The following is a 16,249-nucleotide window of genomic DNA, read 5'->3' on the forward strand; positions in this document are numbered from 1 at the left end:
CGGGCGTAACACCCGATTGCGGCTGCCGGAAGGCAAGCCCTTGCGCGGCAACGGTTTCAGCCGCCGCGCAAGACTGTTTATCACCCCAGCGAAGCCAGCCGGCTGACGGCCGTCTGCACCTGCGTCTTGCGGGCGGAAAGCTCGGCAAGCTTCTCGCGTTCTCCCTCGACAACCTCTTCCTTCGCCTTTTCGACAAAGGCCGGGTTGGAGAGCTTCTTCTCGATGCGGCCGATTTCGTCGTCCAGCTTGCCAAGTTCCTTGGCAAGACGAGCTTTTTCAGCGCCCAGATCGATGACGCCAGCAAGCGGCAAGCAAACGGTGGCATCACCCACGATGATCTGAGCCGCGCCCTTCGGCAGCTCATCCGCTAGCGTCAGGCTTTCGGCACGGGCAAGGCGCAGGATAGCTGCCTCGTGGTCTTCACTCTCGTAACCGTGACGTCGCCTGCTCCGACCATCACCACCGGGATCTGCGCACCGGCCGGAACGTTCATCTCCGAACGGACAGAGCGGATCTCGGAAATGAGGCCCACAAGCCAGTTGATCTCTTCAGCTGCCGCTGTATCTGCCAGCGCAGGCACCGGCCAGCGGGTCAGCATCAGGATCTGGTCCGGCGCACCGGTCTCCTCGCCAAGGCGGGCCCACAGCTCTTCCGTCAGGAAGGGCATGAAGGGGTGCAGGATCTTGAGGATCTCATCCAGTGTCCAGGCTGCGGTTGCGCGGGTTTCGGCCTTGGCGGCCTCATCGGTGCCGTTGAACACGGGCTTGGCCAGTTCCAGGAACCAGTCGCAATAGGTGTTCCAGACGAACCGGTAAACGCCATTGGCCGCATCGTTGAAGCGATAGGCTTCCAGTGCCTCGCGCACTTCCTCGGCGCAGCGGCCGACTTCCGTGGAGATCCAGCGGTTCAGCGTATGGGTGGCTCGGGCAGGATCAAAACCGGCAACGCGCTTGCAGCCATTCATTTCGGCAAAACGGGCCGCGTTCCACAGCTTGGTGGCAAAGTTGCGGTAACCGCCGACACGGCTGGTGGCCAGCTTGATGTCACGTCCCTGTGCCGCCATGGCCGCCAGTGTGAAGCGCAGCGCATCGGCACCGAACTCGTCGATCAGCTTCAACGGATCAATGACGTTGCCCTTGGACTTGGACATCTTCTGCCCCTTCTCGTCACGGACGAGGGCATGGATGTAGACGGTCTCAAAAGGCTCAGTCTTCATGAAGTGCAGCGACATCATCATCATGCGGGCAACCCAGAAGAAGATGATGTCAAAGCCGGTGATCAGAACCGACGTCGGGAAATACCGCGCCAGTTCCGGCGTCTTGTCCGGCCAGCCGAGCGTCGAGAACGGCCAAAGGGCGGAGGAGAACCAGGTGTCGAGCACGTCTTCGTCGCGGTAGAGGAGAACGCTCTCCCCTGCCCCGGATTCCCAGGCGGCCAACGCCTGTTCCATGGCCGCCATTTCAACCGGCTTGCCATAGTGGGCAGCCGCTGCCTTCAGAGCTTCGGCTTCCGTCTTCTCGACGAAGATCTTGCCGTCGGGACCGTACCAGGCCGGAATCTGATGCCCCCACCACAGTTGGCGCGAAATGCACCAGGGCTGGATGTTCTCCATCCACTCATAATAGGTCTTGTCCCAGTTGGACGGCACGAATTTGGTGCGGCCCTCGCGGACGGAGGCAATCGCGGGCTTGGCAAGCGTCGCGGCATCCACATACCACTGGTCGGTCAGCATGGGTTCGATCGGCACGCCGCCACGGTCGCCATGCGGCACCATGTGCGTGTGATCCTCGATGCGGTCCAGAAGCCCCTGCTCTTCCAGCTGCGCCACCAGTGCCTTGCGCACGGCGAAGCGGTCCTGGCCGTGGTAGGCGGCGACAGTGGCATCCAGCATCTCAGAGGCTGGAACACCGGCGAGAAATTCGGCGTTCTCAGCCAGAATGACCCGCGCCTCACGGTCGAGAACCGAGATCATCGGCAGATCGTGACGCTTGCCGACCTCAAAGTCGTTGAAGTCATGTGCCGGGGTGATCTTCACCGCACCGGAACCTGCGGTGGGGTCTGCATAGTCATCCCCCACGATCGGCACACGGCGGCCAACCAGCGGCAGGATGATGTGCTTGCCGATCAGATCCTTGTAGCGCGGATCTTCCGGGTTCACGGCAACGGCAGTGTCGCCCAGCATGGTTTCCGGACGGGTCGTCGCCACGACGATGTAATCGCGGGTCTCGAACTCCGTCGCATTGCCCTCGTCATCGAAAGCAACCGGATGCTGATAGGTGACCCCGCCTTCCAACGGATAGCGGAAGTGCCAGAGGTTGCCCTTGATCTCCTGCTGCACGACTTCGAGGTCCGAAATCGCGGTCAGCAGCTTCGGGTCCCAGTTGACGAGGCGCTTGTCCTTGTAGATCAGGCCATCGCGGAACAGCGACACGAAGACTTCAAGAACGGCAGCCGACAGGCCCTCATCCATGGTGAAGCGCTCACGGTCCCAGTCGCAGGACGCGCCAAGGCGCTTCAACTGGTTGAAGATCATGCCGCCGGATTCGCCCTTCCAGTTCCAGACCCGCTCGATGAAGGCGTCGCGGCCCATGTCACGGCGGGAGGGTTCCTTGCGCTCGGCGAGCTGGCGCTCCACCACCATCTGGGTGGCAATGCCTGCGTGGTCCATGCCCGGCTGCCACAGCACGTCCTTGCCGCGCATGCGCTCGAAGCGGATCAGAATGTCCTGCAGCGTGTTGTTGAGCGCATGGCCCATGTGCAGGGAGCCCGTCACATTCGGCGGCGGGATCACGATCGTATAGGACGGCGCGCCATCGGCGGCACCAGCACCGGCGCGCGAGGCTCCGGCCTTTTCCCACATTTCGGTGATCCGCGGCTCGACGGCCGCTGCGTCATAGGTCTTGTCAAGCATGAGGGCTTCTCGGGACTTTCCGTTATCTGGGCCTGTGTAAATCGGATGGCGGGCAGCGAGTCAACATCCTGAGCCACATGGGAGGCATGAAGAAGGGCACAAATGGCAACGCCGCCCGGAGGCGGCGCTACAGTGACGTATGGCGCGCAACAAGCAGCTGCTGATCAGCGCTTGCGCACCACGCGCTCGATTTCCTGACGGACAAGCCGCTCCACCATGACCGGAAGGTTCTGATCGAGCCAGCTCTTCAGCATTGGACGCAGCATTTCCTTCACCAGATCCTCAAGCGTGCGGGCATTGGCAGAAAGGATCGTGCTGGACAGATTTTCGAAGGCAGCACTGACCGCAGCGCCCGCCATATCGGATACGAGAGGTGTTTCCTCATCCAGCGGATCGAGATTGTCCATGGAGACAGACGCAAGGCCTTCGGCGGCAGACGAGCGGACCGGCTGTGCGGCAGCCTTAGGTGCAGGAGCGGGCTCCTCTTCCATAAAGCCGATATCACCCGCATCATCGTCCATCGTCTCGGGCATGCCCTCGACCATGGCAAACGGGTCCTCGTCCTCGTCTTCCTCGACGGCCAGCTCTTCTGTCAGTTCAAGAACATCGTCATCATCGCCGGCGGCGTCTTCATCGGCCTCGAAGGCAGCAATGTCGTCATCAATGGCAGAAACGGCGTCATCATCGTCATCGTCGCCCGCCATATCGAACAGCTTGTCCAGGTCATCCTGGGACATGCCGGCTTCTTCTTCCTCGGGCAGATCGTTGAGTTGAGGCATTTCAGATACTGGCTCCGGGGCTGCTTGTGCCGTCTTGCTGGCGGCAGGAGTTTCCTCATCGGAAATAATCCGGCGAATGGAGGCGAGAATCTCCTCCATTGAGGGTTCCTGCGCCTGACTGGCCTTCGACATGAGTTCCCCCAGAACTAATTACATACGCACCGGCACCGAACTCGAAAGTTACGATTCGGTTAAGGGAATTATGCTGAGTCGCCTGTCAACATCATAGGCGGACAGGCCAACGCTGACACCTTATCCCCTTCTAATAGGAAAAACTTGCCGGGTCAGCCCGCCTCGCAAACGAAAAACGCGCCCAGGAAGGGCGCGTTCTCTGAGTTTACGGCATTTCTTACAGGTCAGCGCCGAATCATCAGCGGCCATCAGGCGTGCGCATGCCAAACCACTTGTCGCGCACCTTGCTGTAGTGCTCGGTCGGTTCGTAGCGTGCGACCTGCAGGCCAAGATACTCAGCATCCAGACGGCCAACAGCCGACAGGAGCTGGTAGGCACTGACGATGCGGTTGCGCTGTGCGGTGACGAGATTCGAGCGCTGCGTGATCAGTTCACGCTGAGCATCCAGGACGTCGAGCGTCGTGCGCTGACCAACGCGCTGTTCCTCAATGACTCCTGAAGAGCCAGCTGCTGAGCTTCCACAGCAGCCTGAGCTGCAGTGATCGAGGCCTCGGCGGCCTGGTAATCACCCCAGGCAGAAATCACGTTGGCACGGATCTGGTTGCGCAGCACATCGAGCTGGATTTCAGCCTGCCCGAGCTCTTCCTTGGCCTGACGCACGCGGGAAGAAAGGGCACCGCCCTGATAGAGAGGTACCGAAACACGTCCAACGACAGAGGCGGAATTGACGGCATTGACCGACTGGGACGGCTTCCAGTCACGGCCGATGGAGCCCTCCAGCGTGACAGTCGGCAGTTGCTCGCCTTCGATCGTCTTCACGTTGAACGCAGCAGCATCAACCTGATGCTGGGCCTGGCGCAGGAGCGGCTGATACTCTTCACCCAGACGGATGGCTTCCTCCACCGAGCGGGGCATCATCTTGCCGATCGGCGTCGAAGCCGAAAGATTGCGCGCCTGGATGCCAACGATCTGCTCATAGACGGCGCGGCTGGCATTCAGGTTTGCGACGGCCGAGTTGAGGTTGGCCTGGGCTTCGGCGTAACGCGCTTCCGCCTGGGATACATCCGTACGAGTACCCTCACCCACTTCGAACTGATCCTTGGACGCACGCACCTGCTCACGCAGGAAGTCAATCGAGCTGCGCTGAAGGGCAACGAGCGCAGTGTCGCGGATCACGTTCACATAGGACTGGGCGGCTGAGAGGAGAACATCCTGCTCGGTCGCGCTCAGGCTTTCGCGCTGAGCCCGCACAAGCGCTTCGGCCTGCTTGGTCGAGTTGACCGTCCGGAAGCCACGGAACAGTGCCTGTTGAATGGACAGGGACATCGACGCATTGTTGCGGATGTTATCTGGACCGACGCTGGCGGAGGTCCGGATAGATCCAGCCGAAGCGTTGGCCGTGATGGTCGGCCGCCAGCCGGAAAGCGCCTGCGGCACGCGTTCGTCGGTGGCACGCAATGCGGCACGCGCCGCATTCAGTGTCGGATTGTTGGCATATGCAAGCGCCAATGCTTCGGAAATGCTCTCAGCCTGAGCCGTAGAAGAAAGCGCGAAGGTACCGATGCCAAGCAAAGCAGCAGAAAGGGATACTCGAAAACGCACTGAAAACGCCCCTTGATGTACGGGCCCCCACCCGTGCCGTCATTTGGCGGGCAGTATAGCCAGCTGCAACGCCCTGCCTACCCCTCACCGAAAATTAAGAATCCGTTTCTAACAGGCTGCGGCAGCGTTGCAACAGGTAACGTAATACGTAAAGCGCCCGAAAACTGCAGCTTTTCAGCAGTTTCCGGGCGCGAGACTTGAACAATGTTCAGATATGTGTGTTTTCAGAAGACGAATTCGGCCGCCTTCACGAAGCCGGGCAGAGTATGCGCGCTGGCGTTGAAGCCAAAGCGGGCGCCAATCACTGCACCGGAGTTCTGATAGACACGGGCAACACCTGCCCCGCCGCGCCCTTCGATGGCCACGAGCCGTCCGCCTTCCTTAAGCTGGCTGGCAAGCTGCTCCGGAATGAAGTCAACGGCACCATCCAGAAGGATCACGTCATAGGGGCCTTCCGAAGCGCAGCCTTCGGTGAGCTTGCCCTCGACAACAGCCGCATTCTCGATGCCGAGGCTGACAAGTGTCTGGCTGGCGCGGGCAGCAAGCCCGGCATCCTCTTCCACCTGCACCACCGTTCCGGCGATCGCCGCGAGCACGGCGGTGCTGTAGCCGGACGCTCCGCCAGTCACCAGGACGACATCATCATCCTTGACCTCAGCGAGCTGGATCAGCTTTCCGAGCACATGCGGCTTCAGGAGATAGCGAGGTTCACCCGTGTCGGACACGAGCGCGTCTTCGTCAATGTAGGCAACCGGCTTCTTCGAACCTGCCACGAACAGCTCGCGCGGAACAGATTCCATCGCGTCGAGTATCCGCAGATCGGTTACATCATTGGTTCTGAGCTGGTTATCCACCATTCGCGTGCGGGATTGCGCGTAGTCACCCATCGCGTGCCTCTTTCGATTTCTGGCGAAAGCCTCTCCAACTTTCTTGATTGATCCCTTACCGGGCGCAGACAGGCGTGACAAGGGGCAGAACGGCACAGCCTATGCCTTCTCCAGACTTTCAGAGCCAGTCCTTCTGAATGTCTCCGGCGCGTTGAAGTGCATCACCTCGCGTTCTGCGCTGATTGCGCCCTCTCCCCGGCGGCATCCGACACTGCTGATGAAGAAAGGGAAAACGCAAAGAGGCCGCTTGACAGACAAGGAACGGTAGTCGAAAAGACGCGCCAAGGCCTCGTGGCGGAGTGGTTACGCAGCGGATTGCAAATCCGTCCACCCCGGTTCGATTCCGGGCGAGGCCTCCATCTCCCTTATCAGCTCATGATGACAAACTGGCAACCGTGCTCAGCCTTGCGCTTCGAGCAGAGCTGTTGCTTCATCCGCTGTCATAGGCAGCCCAAGAAAATAGCCTTGCGCCTCCGGGCAGCCTATCTCGCGCAGCGCATCGACCTGCTCCGCGCGCTCGACCCCTCGGCGATGACCCGAAGCTTCAGCTTCTGCCCGAGCGTCACAACGGCCTCGGCAATCCCCCTGTCGCTCTCGTCCCGGTCAATGTGCCGCACAAGGCCTTCATCAATCTTCAGCCGGGACACGGGGAACCTCCTGAGCGAGGCAAGGCTTGAATGCCCCTTGCCGAAATCGTCGATGGCCAAGCCAACGCCCAGCGCATGCAATTCGGCCATGACAGCCACTGCCCGCTCGACATTCTGCATCAGAACGCCTTCGGTGATTTCGAGCTCAAGCAGCCCCGGCCCGAGGCCAGCTTGCCGGAGAGCATCCATGACAGTCCGGGTCCAGTCCGGATCACTGAACTGTTGCGGCGCGATATTGATGCTGACCTTGAAGCCGGAGAACCCCTTGTCCTGCCAGAGGCGTGCCTGTTCGACCGCGTGCCCAAGAACAACGTGACCAAGCTCACAAATCAGCCCTGTCTCCTCCATCAGCGGCACGAAGTGGCGTGGCATGATCAGGCCCTCGAAGGGGTTTTCCCAGCGCACAAGCCCCTCGAAACCAGTAATCCGGTTCTCGGCAAGATCAATCTGCGGCTGATAGTGCAGGATGAATTCTCCATTGCGCAGAGCGCGGCGAATCCCTTCCAGCATTTGAAGCTTGCAGGAAGAAGACTGGCCCTCCTCCGGTGAATAGAGATGAAACGTATTCCGGCCAGCGCGTTTGGCGGTGTACATCGCAGTATCGGCGCACTGGACAAGCGCGGCGGCATCCGTTGCATCATCGGGATAGCAGGCTGCCCCCATGCTGCAGGTCACATGAAAGGACTGCCCAGCCAGTTGCACCGGCAAAGAGAGCTTTTCCTTCAGTTCACGCAAGAAGGCAGGCATTTCACCGGCGGACGCAACCGCTCCTTCCAGAATCAGGACAAACTCGTCTCCCCCAAGCCGCAGAACCTTGCCGCGCTCTCGAACCTCCTCGCTCAATCTGGAAGCCATCGCGAGCAGAAGGCGGTCACCGGCGGTATGCCCCAGACTGTCATTGACGGTCTTGAAGTTATCGAGATCGACAAAGACCACGGCGACGCGCTCATCCGGCTGACGCACTCTGCCCAAAGCCGCGTCAATGGAGCTTTCAAGCTGGCTGCGGTTTGGCAAGCTGGTGAGCGGATCATGATGGGCAAGAAACCGGATCTGCTCCTCGGCGCGTTTGCGTTCAATCGCGATGGCAGCAATACGCGCCGTATCAGCGATCAGTCTCGTCTTCCACGGGCCCTGGCAGCCCTGGCGTCTTCTTGTAGATCGCAAAGGTACCCAGTACCCGGTCGTCCAGCGACATGATCGGAGTGGACCAGCAGCAGCGCAGCCCGAACTGCGTGGCAAGCGGATGATAATCGGCCCAGAGAGGATCGGTCTGGATATCGCCAACGATCACAGGCTTTCGCGTAAAGGCAGCCGTGCCGCAGGATCCTACGCGGGGTCCGATTTCAACGCCGTCGATTGCATCGCAATAGGCTTTCGGAAGACTGAGCGCAGCTCCGTGGTGCAAATGCCGCCCGTCTTCATCCATAAGCAGAACAGAGCAGATCGCACCGTCCAACTGCCCTTCGATCAGCCGGACCATACATTCAAGCACATCAGTAAGCGGCGCACTGGAGGCGATCATTTCCAGCACCTGTGCCTGCGCATCACGCAGGCCATCGGCTTTCCGGCGCTCGGTAATATCCCGGCAGACACCGAACAGTCCGACGATGTTCCCATCATCGTCCCGAAGAGGATATTTCGAGGATGCAAACCAGCGGCAGGCGCCACTCGGCGTAATGATGCCCTCCTCCTTGTCGATCAGAGGAATTCCGGTGCGCAGAACCTTCCGTTCCTCTGTGAAAAAGCCCATGGCAACCGGAAAGGGGTGCAGTTCAAGATCCGTCTTGCCGACAAGGTCGTCCGCGGTCTCAAGGCCCAGGTCGGCTGCAACAGCTTGGTTGGCAAACACAAACCGGCAGCGGCTATCCTTGACGAACAGGTAGTCAGCCACCTGATCAAACATGGCGCGCAGCCAGACACGTTCCTGCAGAAACTTTTGCGGCACGCAAAGCCCGCTTTCGCCCAGGACACGCCCGCACTCAAGAAAGTCTTCCGCCTGCATGCCCAGTTCCCTGCCCGGTTCACTACCAAGACCGTCGCAAAGCTCCCCAGCCGGGGCACCGTCTGGGTCAACGCAAGCTGAGCCGTCAATTTTACCTTGAGTAAAAATTACAGGCTTCCATTTGGAGTTCATACTTCTCCCCTGAGGCAACCCGCTGTTCATACGCAAACATCTTTCTATGTAGAGTCATAAGCTTGAATAAACCGCAAAAGATCAACTTGCCGGCACCAACTTTCCTAAAAATGAAATTATGCCAGACTCCGGCCCAGCGCCGCGCTGCGCCGCAAGCTGGCAGCATCAGCGGCGGACGGCGGCAAAAAACCTTTTGCCGTATGCCCATATCAGGTTACCTCCACCCTGTGCCGTCGCGGCTGGCGGTGGTAAGTGCAGGCATAGAGAGTGCAATGAAACACGGCGGCGATCTGTTTCAGGCCATGGCAACCTACGGCGGGGCTGAGGACGACTGGCTGGATCTGTCTACCGGCATCAATCCGCATGCCTATCCGGTGCCAGCCAGCCTGCCCGCATCCTCATGGACCCGCCTGCCCGCGCAAACGGCGCACAAGTGCCTTCTGGATGCAGCCCGTGCGGCCTATCAGGTGCCAGAACATCTTGGCCTTGCCGCAGCTCCGGGAACGCAGGTGATCCTGCCGTATCTGCCGGCCCTTCTGCCGGCAGGCAGCGTCACCATCGCAGGCCCCACCTATTCCAGCCACGGCGATGCCTGGCGGGTGGCGGGGCGGCAGGTGAGCGAAATTTCAGACATTTTTCGCGAGGGCCCTCAGAGCCGGATTGCGCTCATCGTCAGCCCCAACAATCCGGATGGCCGCTGGCATGAACCGCAGGCGCTTCTGCACCTCGCCAGAGACATGCAGCAACGCGGTGGCTTTCTGGTGGTGGACGAGGCCTTTGCCGACGTGACGCCGTCCCGCAGCCTGCTGCCCCATTTGACAGAGGAACCTGTGCTGGTGCTGCGGTCCTTCGGAAAGTTCTTTGGTCTGGCAGGGCTACGGCTCGGATTTCTGGCGGGTCCCCGGCACATGACGGATGCACTCGCCCAGCGCCTTGAAAGCTGGTCCGTCAGCGGCCCCGCGCTGGAGATTGGTGCGCTCGCCCTTCGGGATCTGGACTGGCAGGCGGCCATGCGCAAGAAGTTGACGCAGGAGATGACCGCTCTTGAGGACATTCTGAAGGCGTCCGGCTTTGATCTGCGCGGCGGCACGTCCCTCTACACGCTGGCAGAGCATCCGGATGCCGCCCGCCTGCATCAGGCTCTGGCGCGGCGTCATATCTGGGTGCGTGCCTTTGACTACGCGCCCACGTGGTTGCGCTTCGGCCTGCCCGGTTCACCGGAGGCTCTGGCCCGCCTCCGGCAGGCGCTCAAAGAAGCCAAGGCATCACACGCAGAGGCGGAACCGTGCTGAGTGATCCGCAGGCACTCTGGCTGTTGCTTGGAGCCATAATCCTGGATGCCATCATCGGCGATCCGGACTGGCTGTGGCGGCGGCTGCCGCACCCGGTGGTCTGGATCGGCAAGCTGATCAGCCTCATGGACCGCACGCTCAACCGCGAAAGCTGGTCCCCCATCCTGCGCCGAAGCACAGGAATCCTGGCACTCATCCTGCTGGTCGCCGGTGGTGCAGCCACCGGCTGGCTGCTGCAGGCTGGCCTTTCCGCTCTGCCCTTTGGCGAAGCCGGGATCATTGCCATTGCGGCCGTATTCCTCGCCCAGAACAGCCTCTATGTGCATGTAAAGGCCGTCGCTGATGGCCTGCGCAACGGCGGGCTGACGGGCGGTCGCCGCGCCGTATCGATGATCGTCGGACGTGATCCGGAGCAGCTGGATGAGAGCGGCGTCTCCCGCGCCGCCATCGAGATCCTGCGCCGAGAATTTCTCTGACGGCGTTGTAGCCCCCGTCTTCTGGTTCGCTGTACTGGGCCTGCCGGGGCTCATCGCCTACAAGGCCGTCAACACTGCCGATTCCATGATCGGCCACAAGACGGCCCGGCATCTGGATTTCGGCTGGGCCTCTGCCCGCTTTGATGATCTGATCAACCTGCCCGCCTCACGTCTGTCAGCACTGTTCATTGCGCTTGCCGCGCCTCTGGCCAGCGGCTCACCGGCCCATGCCCTGTCCTCAGTTCGCAGGGATGCGGGTCAGCACCGTTCCCCCAATGCAGGCTGGCCGGAAGCGGCGATGGCCGGGGCGCTTGGCGTTGCATTGGCGGGCCCGCGCGCCTATGCCACTTACCGGGTGGAAGATCCTTTCATGAACCCGGAAGGGCGCAAGGATGCCGGTGAATCTGATATCCGCCGCGCCTTGCATGTGCTTGCAGGGGCTTGCGCAATCGAGGCTTTGCTGGTTCTCATCATGGCTCTGGCATTATCCTGATGCCATGATCCATGAGAACACTGGCCGGACCGTGAGATGATCCCGTTTTCCGCAGCAGCCGAGAATAACAAGACCCCGATCCTCGAAATCCTGAAAGACGCCTTTGCCGGGTCAAGCCGCGTGCTGGAGATTGCCAGCGGCACGGGCCAGCATGCGGTGCATTTTGCCAAGAACCTGCCGCATCTCGTCTGGCAGCCCAGCGATCTGCCCGAGCATCTGGCAGGCCTTGAACAGCGGATCATCGACACCGACCTCGACAACATTGAGGAACCGCTGGAACTCGACGTGCTTGACCTGCCTTGGCCGACGCCGGACCGGGAAGCAGACGATGCCTTCGACGCCATCTACACCTCGAACAGCCTGCACATTGTCAGCTGGGAGGGCGTGGAAGCATTCTTTGAAGGTGTCGGCGAAACGCTGGCAGAAGGCGGCACGCTCGCCATCTATGGTGCCTTCAAATATGGCGGGGCCTTCACCACGCCCAGCAACGAAGCCTTCGACCAGAGCCTGCGCAAGAAGGACCCGAAAAGCGGGCTGCGTGACTTTGAACAGGTTGACGCCCTCGCACGCGGCATTGGCCTGACGCTGCTCGCCGACCATGCGATGCCCGCCAACAATCAGTTGCTAATCTACCGGCGGGGTTAAGGGGCACAGGCCCTTTCCACACACTCGGAGTCGTCCCGGACGAAGCAAAGCGTGAGCCGGGATGACTCAGTGCCTGCGGCTATAAGACGGGCCCCGCTGGGGCCCGTAACTGTTTCTCAAAGCGGAATGTTGTCGTGCTTCTTCCAGGGCAGCTCTTCCTGCTTGGAGCGCAGGAGAGCGAGCGCCCGCGAGACGCGCTTGCGGGTGGAATGCGGCATGATCACTTCATCGATATAACCGCGCTCGGCTGCAACGAAGGGATTGGCGAAGCGGTCCTCGTAGTCCTTGGTGCGCTTTGCGATCTTGTCCTTATCGGAAAGCTCGGAGCGGTAGAGGATTTCCACCGCGCCCTTTGCGCCCATCACCGCAATTTCTGCGCTCGGCCAGGCGTAATTGATGTCACCGCCAATGTGCTTGGAGCTCATCACGTCATAAGCGCCGCCATAAGCCTTGCGGGTGATGACCGTCACTTTCGGCACCGTCGCCTCCGCATAGGCGAACAGCAGCTTGGCGCCGTGCTTGATCAGCCCGCCATATTCCTGCGCCGTACCCGGCAGGAAGCCCGGCACATCCACGAAGGTTACGACCGGAATGTTGAAGCAGTCACAGAAGCGCACGAAACGGGCCGCCTTGCGGCTGGCGTCACTGTCCAGCACGCCCGCCAGCACCATCGGCTGGTTGGCGATGATACCGACCGTGCGCCCTTCGACGCGGCCGAATCCGGTGATAATGTTCTTCGCAAACCCCGCCTGAATCTCAAAGAAGTCACCCTCGTCGACGGTCTTCACCACAAGCTCCTTCATGTCGTAGGGCTTGTTCGGATTGGCCGGCACCAGAGTGTCGAGGCTCATGTCGATGCGCGAGGGATCGTCGTGGCAATCCACTTCCGGCACATCGGCCAGATTGTTCATCGGGAGGAAATCAATGAGGCGGCGCATTTCCAGAAGCGCCTCGACATCATTCTCGAAGGCGCCATCCGCGATGGAGGACTTGGTGGTGTGGATGCTGGCACCGCCCAGTTCCTCTGCCGTGACCGTTTCATTGGTCACGGTCTTCACCACATCCGGCCCCGTGACGAACATGTAGGACGTATCGCGCACCATGAAGATGAAATCGGTCATGGCCGGGGAATAAACGTCACCACCCGCGCAAGGCCCCATGATCAGCGAGATCTGCGGAATGACGCCGGAGGCCGTGACATTGCGCTGGAACACGTCACCGTAACCGGCAAGCGCAGCCACACCTTCCTGAATGCGGGCACCACCAGCATCGAACAGGCCGATGATGGGCGCGCGGTTCTTCAGGGCCATGTCCTGAATCTTGATGATTTTTGGGCATGCGTCTCGGAGAGAGAACCGCCGAAAACCGTAAAGTCCTTGGAGAAAACATAGACGACGCGGCCATTTACGGTGCCCCAGCCGGTGACGACGCCATCACCCGGGATATGCGCCTCGTCCATACCGAAGTCCGTGCAGCGGTGCTGCTTGAACATGTCGAATTCCTCGAAGGACCCTTCGTCCAGCAGGATGTCGATCCGCTCACGCGCCGTCAGCTTGCCGCGCCCGTGCTGGGCGTCAATGCGGCGCTGCCCGCCCCCAGCCGCGCTGTCTCGCGCCGGTGCTCCAGTTCGGCCAGGATATCCTTCATCATCCGCCTCTTCAGAAAAATCTTGCTGCCAAAGGATCTAGCACGGCCGGACCGCAAGCGAGAAGTCAGCACAAAGAAGGACCTTGGCCGTCGAGGCGACGAGGATCTGCACAACTTCTAGGCACATGAGCGTGAAGATTGTTCTTTTGCAGCCTGCGTGGATTTGTCATGCTTGCCTAAATGAACAGCAATAACGGCGGGGTACGGAATGGCGCCAGAGCGGGAGGTCTTCAATGAGATGCTGGGAGCAGACGGGCGGCCAAGGCCGGCCTACGCAAGACTGGCCGAGTGGCTCGACAACCAGCCGAAAAACTTCCTGACGCGCAAGAGCCGGGAAGCAGAAACGATCTTCAGGCGCCTTGGCATCACCTTTGCCGTCTATGGTGCCCAGGAGGCGACGGAACGCCTCATCCCCTTCGACCCCATCCCGCGTATCATCTCCGCCGCCGAGTGGCGCCGCCTGTCGGCCGGCATCGAGCAGCGTGTACGTGCCCTCAACGCCTTTCTGCACGATATCTATCACCGGCAGGAGATCATCCGGGCCGGGCGCATTCCAGCTGAACTGATCCTTCAGAATGAAGCATTCCTGCCGGAGATGGTGGGTTTCACCCCTGCCCGGCGCGTCTACTCGCACATCATCGGCACCGATCTGGTGCGCGTTGGCGAGAATGACTTCTACGTGCTGGAAGACAACACGCGCACACCTTCCGGCGTCTCCTACATGCTGGAGAACCGGGAGACCATGATGCGCATGTTCCCGGATCTGTTCCAGATGCACCGGGTGGCGGCGATCGAACAGTATCCGGATCTTCTGCGCCAGACGCTGGAAAGCGTTGCACCCGATACGACGCGCAAGGAACCGACGATCTGCATCCTGACGCCGGGCATCTACAACTCGGCCTATTTCGAGCACGCGTTCCTTGCAGACCAGATGGGCGTGGAGCTGGTCGAGGGGCGCGATCTCTTCGTCGACAATGGCAAGGTCTGGATGCGTACCACGCGCCAGCCCAAGCAGGTGGACGTGATTTACCGGCGCATAGACGATGCCTTCCTTGATCCCCTCACCTTCCGCCCGGACTCGATGCTTGGCGTGCCGGGGCTGTTCGATGCCTACCGGGCCGGCACGGTTACCATCTGCAATGCGCCGGGCACCGGAATTGCCGATGACAAGGCCATCTATGCCTATGTGCCGGACATCATCGAATTCTATACCGGCCAGAAGCCGATTCTGAACAACGTGCCGACCTGGAACTGCTCGCGTCCGGACGACTTTGCCTATGTGCTCGACAACCTGGCCGACATCGTCGTCAAGGAAGTGCATGGCTCGGGCGGCTACGGCATGCTGATCGGCCCCACCGCGTCCAAGCGCGAAATTGCCGCCTTCCGGGAAGTCCTGAAGGCCAATCCGAAGAACTATATTGCCCAGCCGACCCTGTCGCTGTCTGCCTGCCCAACCCATGTGGCTTCCGGGGTTGCCCCGCGCCATGTGGACCTGCGCCCCTATGTCCTGATCGGTGATCAGGTGCGGATCACCCCGGCGGGCTGACCCGCGTGGCGCTGAAGAAGGGCTCTCTGGTCGTGAATTCGAGCCAGGGCGGCGGCACCAAGGATACCTGGGTTCTGGAGGACTGATCATCATGCTCGGCCGCACAGCCGCCTCCCTTTCTGGATGTCGCGCTACAAGGAGCGCTCCCACAACACCGCACGCCTGCTGGAAGCGGCATGGCGCACGGCCATGATCCCGCAGCCCGGCATGGACGTGGCCGAGGACTGGCGTTCCGCGCTGGCCGGCTCCGGCTGCGAGGCCGCCTTCATGGAGAAATCCGGCGAGGTGAATTCACGCGCGGTGACGAACTTCATGCTGTTCGACAAGGATAATCCCTCCTCTGTCCGCAACAGCCTGGAGATGGCCCGCAACAACGCCCGCGCCGTGCGCACCGGCATCACGTCAGAACTCTGGGAGGCGATCAACACCACGTGGATCGAATTCAGCGACGTGAAGCCCCACACGCTGGCGCAGGACAAGCTGCCGGAGTTCCTGACCTGGATCGGTCAGCGGGCTATGCTGTTCCGCGGTGCGCTTCTGGGCACGCTTCTGCGCGATGACGGTTATTCGTTCTCGCAGCTTGGTCATTTCGTCGAACGGGCAGACCATACGGCCCGGGTGCTGGATGCCAAATACTGGATCCTGCTGCCCGTAACCGACATGGCCGGCAAGGGGCATCATCACCAGTGGTCCTCGATCCTGCGCGTCATGTCCGGCCTCAGAAGCTATCGCTTTGCGTTCCCGAATGCGGAACTGAAGGCGGCGAACATCGCCGAGTTCCTGATCCTGCGCCGCGAAATGCCGCGCTCGCTCGCTCACAGCTACGACTGGCTCAACAGCACGATGAACGATCTGACAGCCTTCTATGGCGAGCAGATGCCAAGTGCTCCCCTGGCTGGTACGATGCAGGAGCAGCTCAGGACCGGGCACATGCGGGATATCTACAGCAAGGGTTTGCATGAGTTCCTGGTGGACTTCACGCTCCGGAACAACGCTTTCGCCGACCGGGTCGCCCGCGATTACAATTTTGCCTGATAGAAAAGGCCGAAGGCAGGAGC

At 60.9% G+C, this 16,249-nt stretch carries 8 protein-coding genes, 1 tRNA gene and 5 pseudogenes; 6 read left to right on the forward strand and 8 right to left on the reverse strand.

Features of this window, described 5'->3' with window-relative positions; all coding sequences use genetic code 11:
* Positions 1 to 80 precede the first annotated feature (80 nt).
* The 4 genes and pseudogenes from ACQB61_RS10700 to ACQB61_RS10715 form a co-directional block, all read right to left on the reverse strand.
* Positions 81 to 2,911 (reverse strand): annotated as a pseudogene (locus ACQB61_RS10700) (valine--tRNA ligase).
* Positions 2,912 to 3,075: 164 nt separating this feature from the next.
* Positions 3,076 to 3,789 (reverse strand): PopZ family protein, encoded by a 714-nt coding sequence (locus tag ACQB61_RS10705; protein ID WP_430512622.1) that lies wholly within the window; start codon positions 3,787 to 3,789, stop codon positions 3,076 to 3,078.
* Between the two features lie 459 nt (positions 3,790 to 4,248).
* The gene (locus ACQB61_RS10710; protein ID WP_430512623.1) at positions 4,249 to 5,331 is read right to left on the reverse strand and encodes a TolC family outer membrane protein; all 1,083 of its coding nucleotides are present in this window, start codon (positions 5,329 to 5,331) and stop codon (positions 4,249 to 4,251) included.
* 317 nt (positions 5,332 to 5,648) lie between these two features.
* Positions 5,649 to 6,311, reverse strand: a complete 663-nt coding sequence (locus ACQB61_RS10715) for a protein-L-isoaspartate O-methyltransferase family protein (protein ID WP_430512624.1) — start codon at positions 6,309 to 6,311, stop codon at positions 5,649 to 5,651.
* Between the two features lie 285 nt (positions 6,312 to 6,596).
* On the opposite strand from ACQB61_RS10715, the gene ACQB61_RS10720 reads away from it, so the two are divergent.
* Positions 6,597 to 6,670: transfer RNA gene (locus tag ACQB61_RS10720), tRNA-Cys, on the forward strand.
* Positions 6,671 to 6,793: 123 nt separating this feature from the next.
* Here ACQB61_RS10720 and ACQB61_RS10725 read toward each other — a convergent pair.
* The 3 genes and pseudogenes from ACQB61_RS10725 to ACQB61_RS10735 all read right to left on the reverse strand — a co-directional run bounded on the left by ACQB61_RS10725 (position 6,794) and on the right by ACQB61_RS10735 (position 9,122).
* Positions 6,794 to 7,468, reverse strand: a complete 675-nt coding sequence (locus ACQB61_RS10725; protein ID WP_430514349.1) for an EAL domain-containing protein — start codon at positions 7,466 to 7,468, stop codon at positions 6,794 to 6,796.
* A gap of 105 nt (positions 7,469 to 7,573) precedes the next feature.
* Positions 7,574 to 8,122 (reverse strand): annotated as a pseudogene (locus ACQB61_RS10730) (diguanylate cyclase domain-containing protein); the annotation flags it as partial.
* Positions 8,061 to 9,122: a GAF domain-containing protein gene (locus ACQB61_RS10735; protein WP_430512625.1), complete on the reverse strand. Its 1,062-nt coding sequence runs from the start codon at positions 9,120 to 9,122 to the stop codon at positions 8,061 to 8,063. The pseudogene ACQB61_RS10730 and the gene ACQB61_RS10735, both read right to left, overlap by 62 nt.
* Before the next feature lie 242 nt (positions 9,123 to 9,364).
* On the opposite strand from ACQB61_RS10735, the gene cobD reads away from it, so the two are divergent.
* The 3 genes and pseudogenes from cobD to ACQB61_RS10750 all read left to right on the forward strand — a co-directional run bounded on the left by cobD (position 9,365) and on the right by ACQB61_RS10750 (position 11,998).
* Complete coding sequence (gene cobD, locus ACQB61_RS10740) at positions 9,365 to 10,384, forward strand: threonine-phosphate decarboxylase CobD (RefSeq protein WP_430512626.1); 1,020 nt, start codon at positions 9,365 to 9,367, stop codon at positions 10,382 to 10,384.
* Positions 10,378 to 11,353 (forward strand): annotated as a pseudogene (cbiB, locus tag ACQB61_RS10745) (adenosylcobinamide-phosphate synthase CbiB). The gene cobD and the pseudogene cbiB overlap by 7 nt, the downstream one beginning before the upstream one ends.
* Positions 11,354 to 11,389: 36 nt before the next feature.
* The gene (locus ACQB61_RS10750) at positions 11,390 to 11,998 is read left to right on the forward strand and encodes a DUF938 domain-containing protein (RefSeq protein ID WP_430512627.1); all 609 of its coding nucleotides are present in this window, start codon (positions 11,390 to 11,392) and stop codon (positions 11,996 to 11,998) included.
* A gap of 116 nt (positions 11,999 to 12,114) precedes the next feature.
* On the opposite strand, the pseudogene ACQB61_RS10755 reads toward ACQB61_RS10750, so the two are convergent.
* A pseudogene (locus ACQB61_RS10755) lies at positions 12,115 to 13,645 on the reverse strand (acyl-CoA carboxylase subunit beta).
* A 238-nt stretch (positions 13,646 to 13,883) separates the two neighbouring features.
* Here ACQB61_RS10755 and ACQB61_RS10760 point away from each other — a divergent pair.
* Together ACQB61_RS10760 and ACQB61_RS10765 are read left to right on the forward strand one after the other, a co-directional pair.
* Positions 13,884 to 15,277 (forward strand): annotated as a pseudogene (locus ACQB61_RS10760) (circularly permuted type 2 ATP-grasp protein).
* Positions 15,278 to 15,314: 37 nt separating this feature from the next.
* A complete protein-coding gene (locus ACQB61_RS10765; protein ID WP_430512628.1) occupies positions 15,315 to 16,226 on the forward strand; it encodes an alpha-E domain-containing protein in 912 nt (303 codons plus the stop codon).
* Positions 16,227 to 16,249 lie beyond the last annotated feature (23 nt).

This window comes from Pannonibacter phragmitetus (genome assembly GCF_050510895.1).
Lineage (GTDB): Bacteria > Pseudomonadota > Alphaproteobacteria > Rhizobiales > Stappiaceae > Pannonibacter > Pannonibacter phragmitetus_B.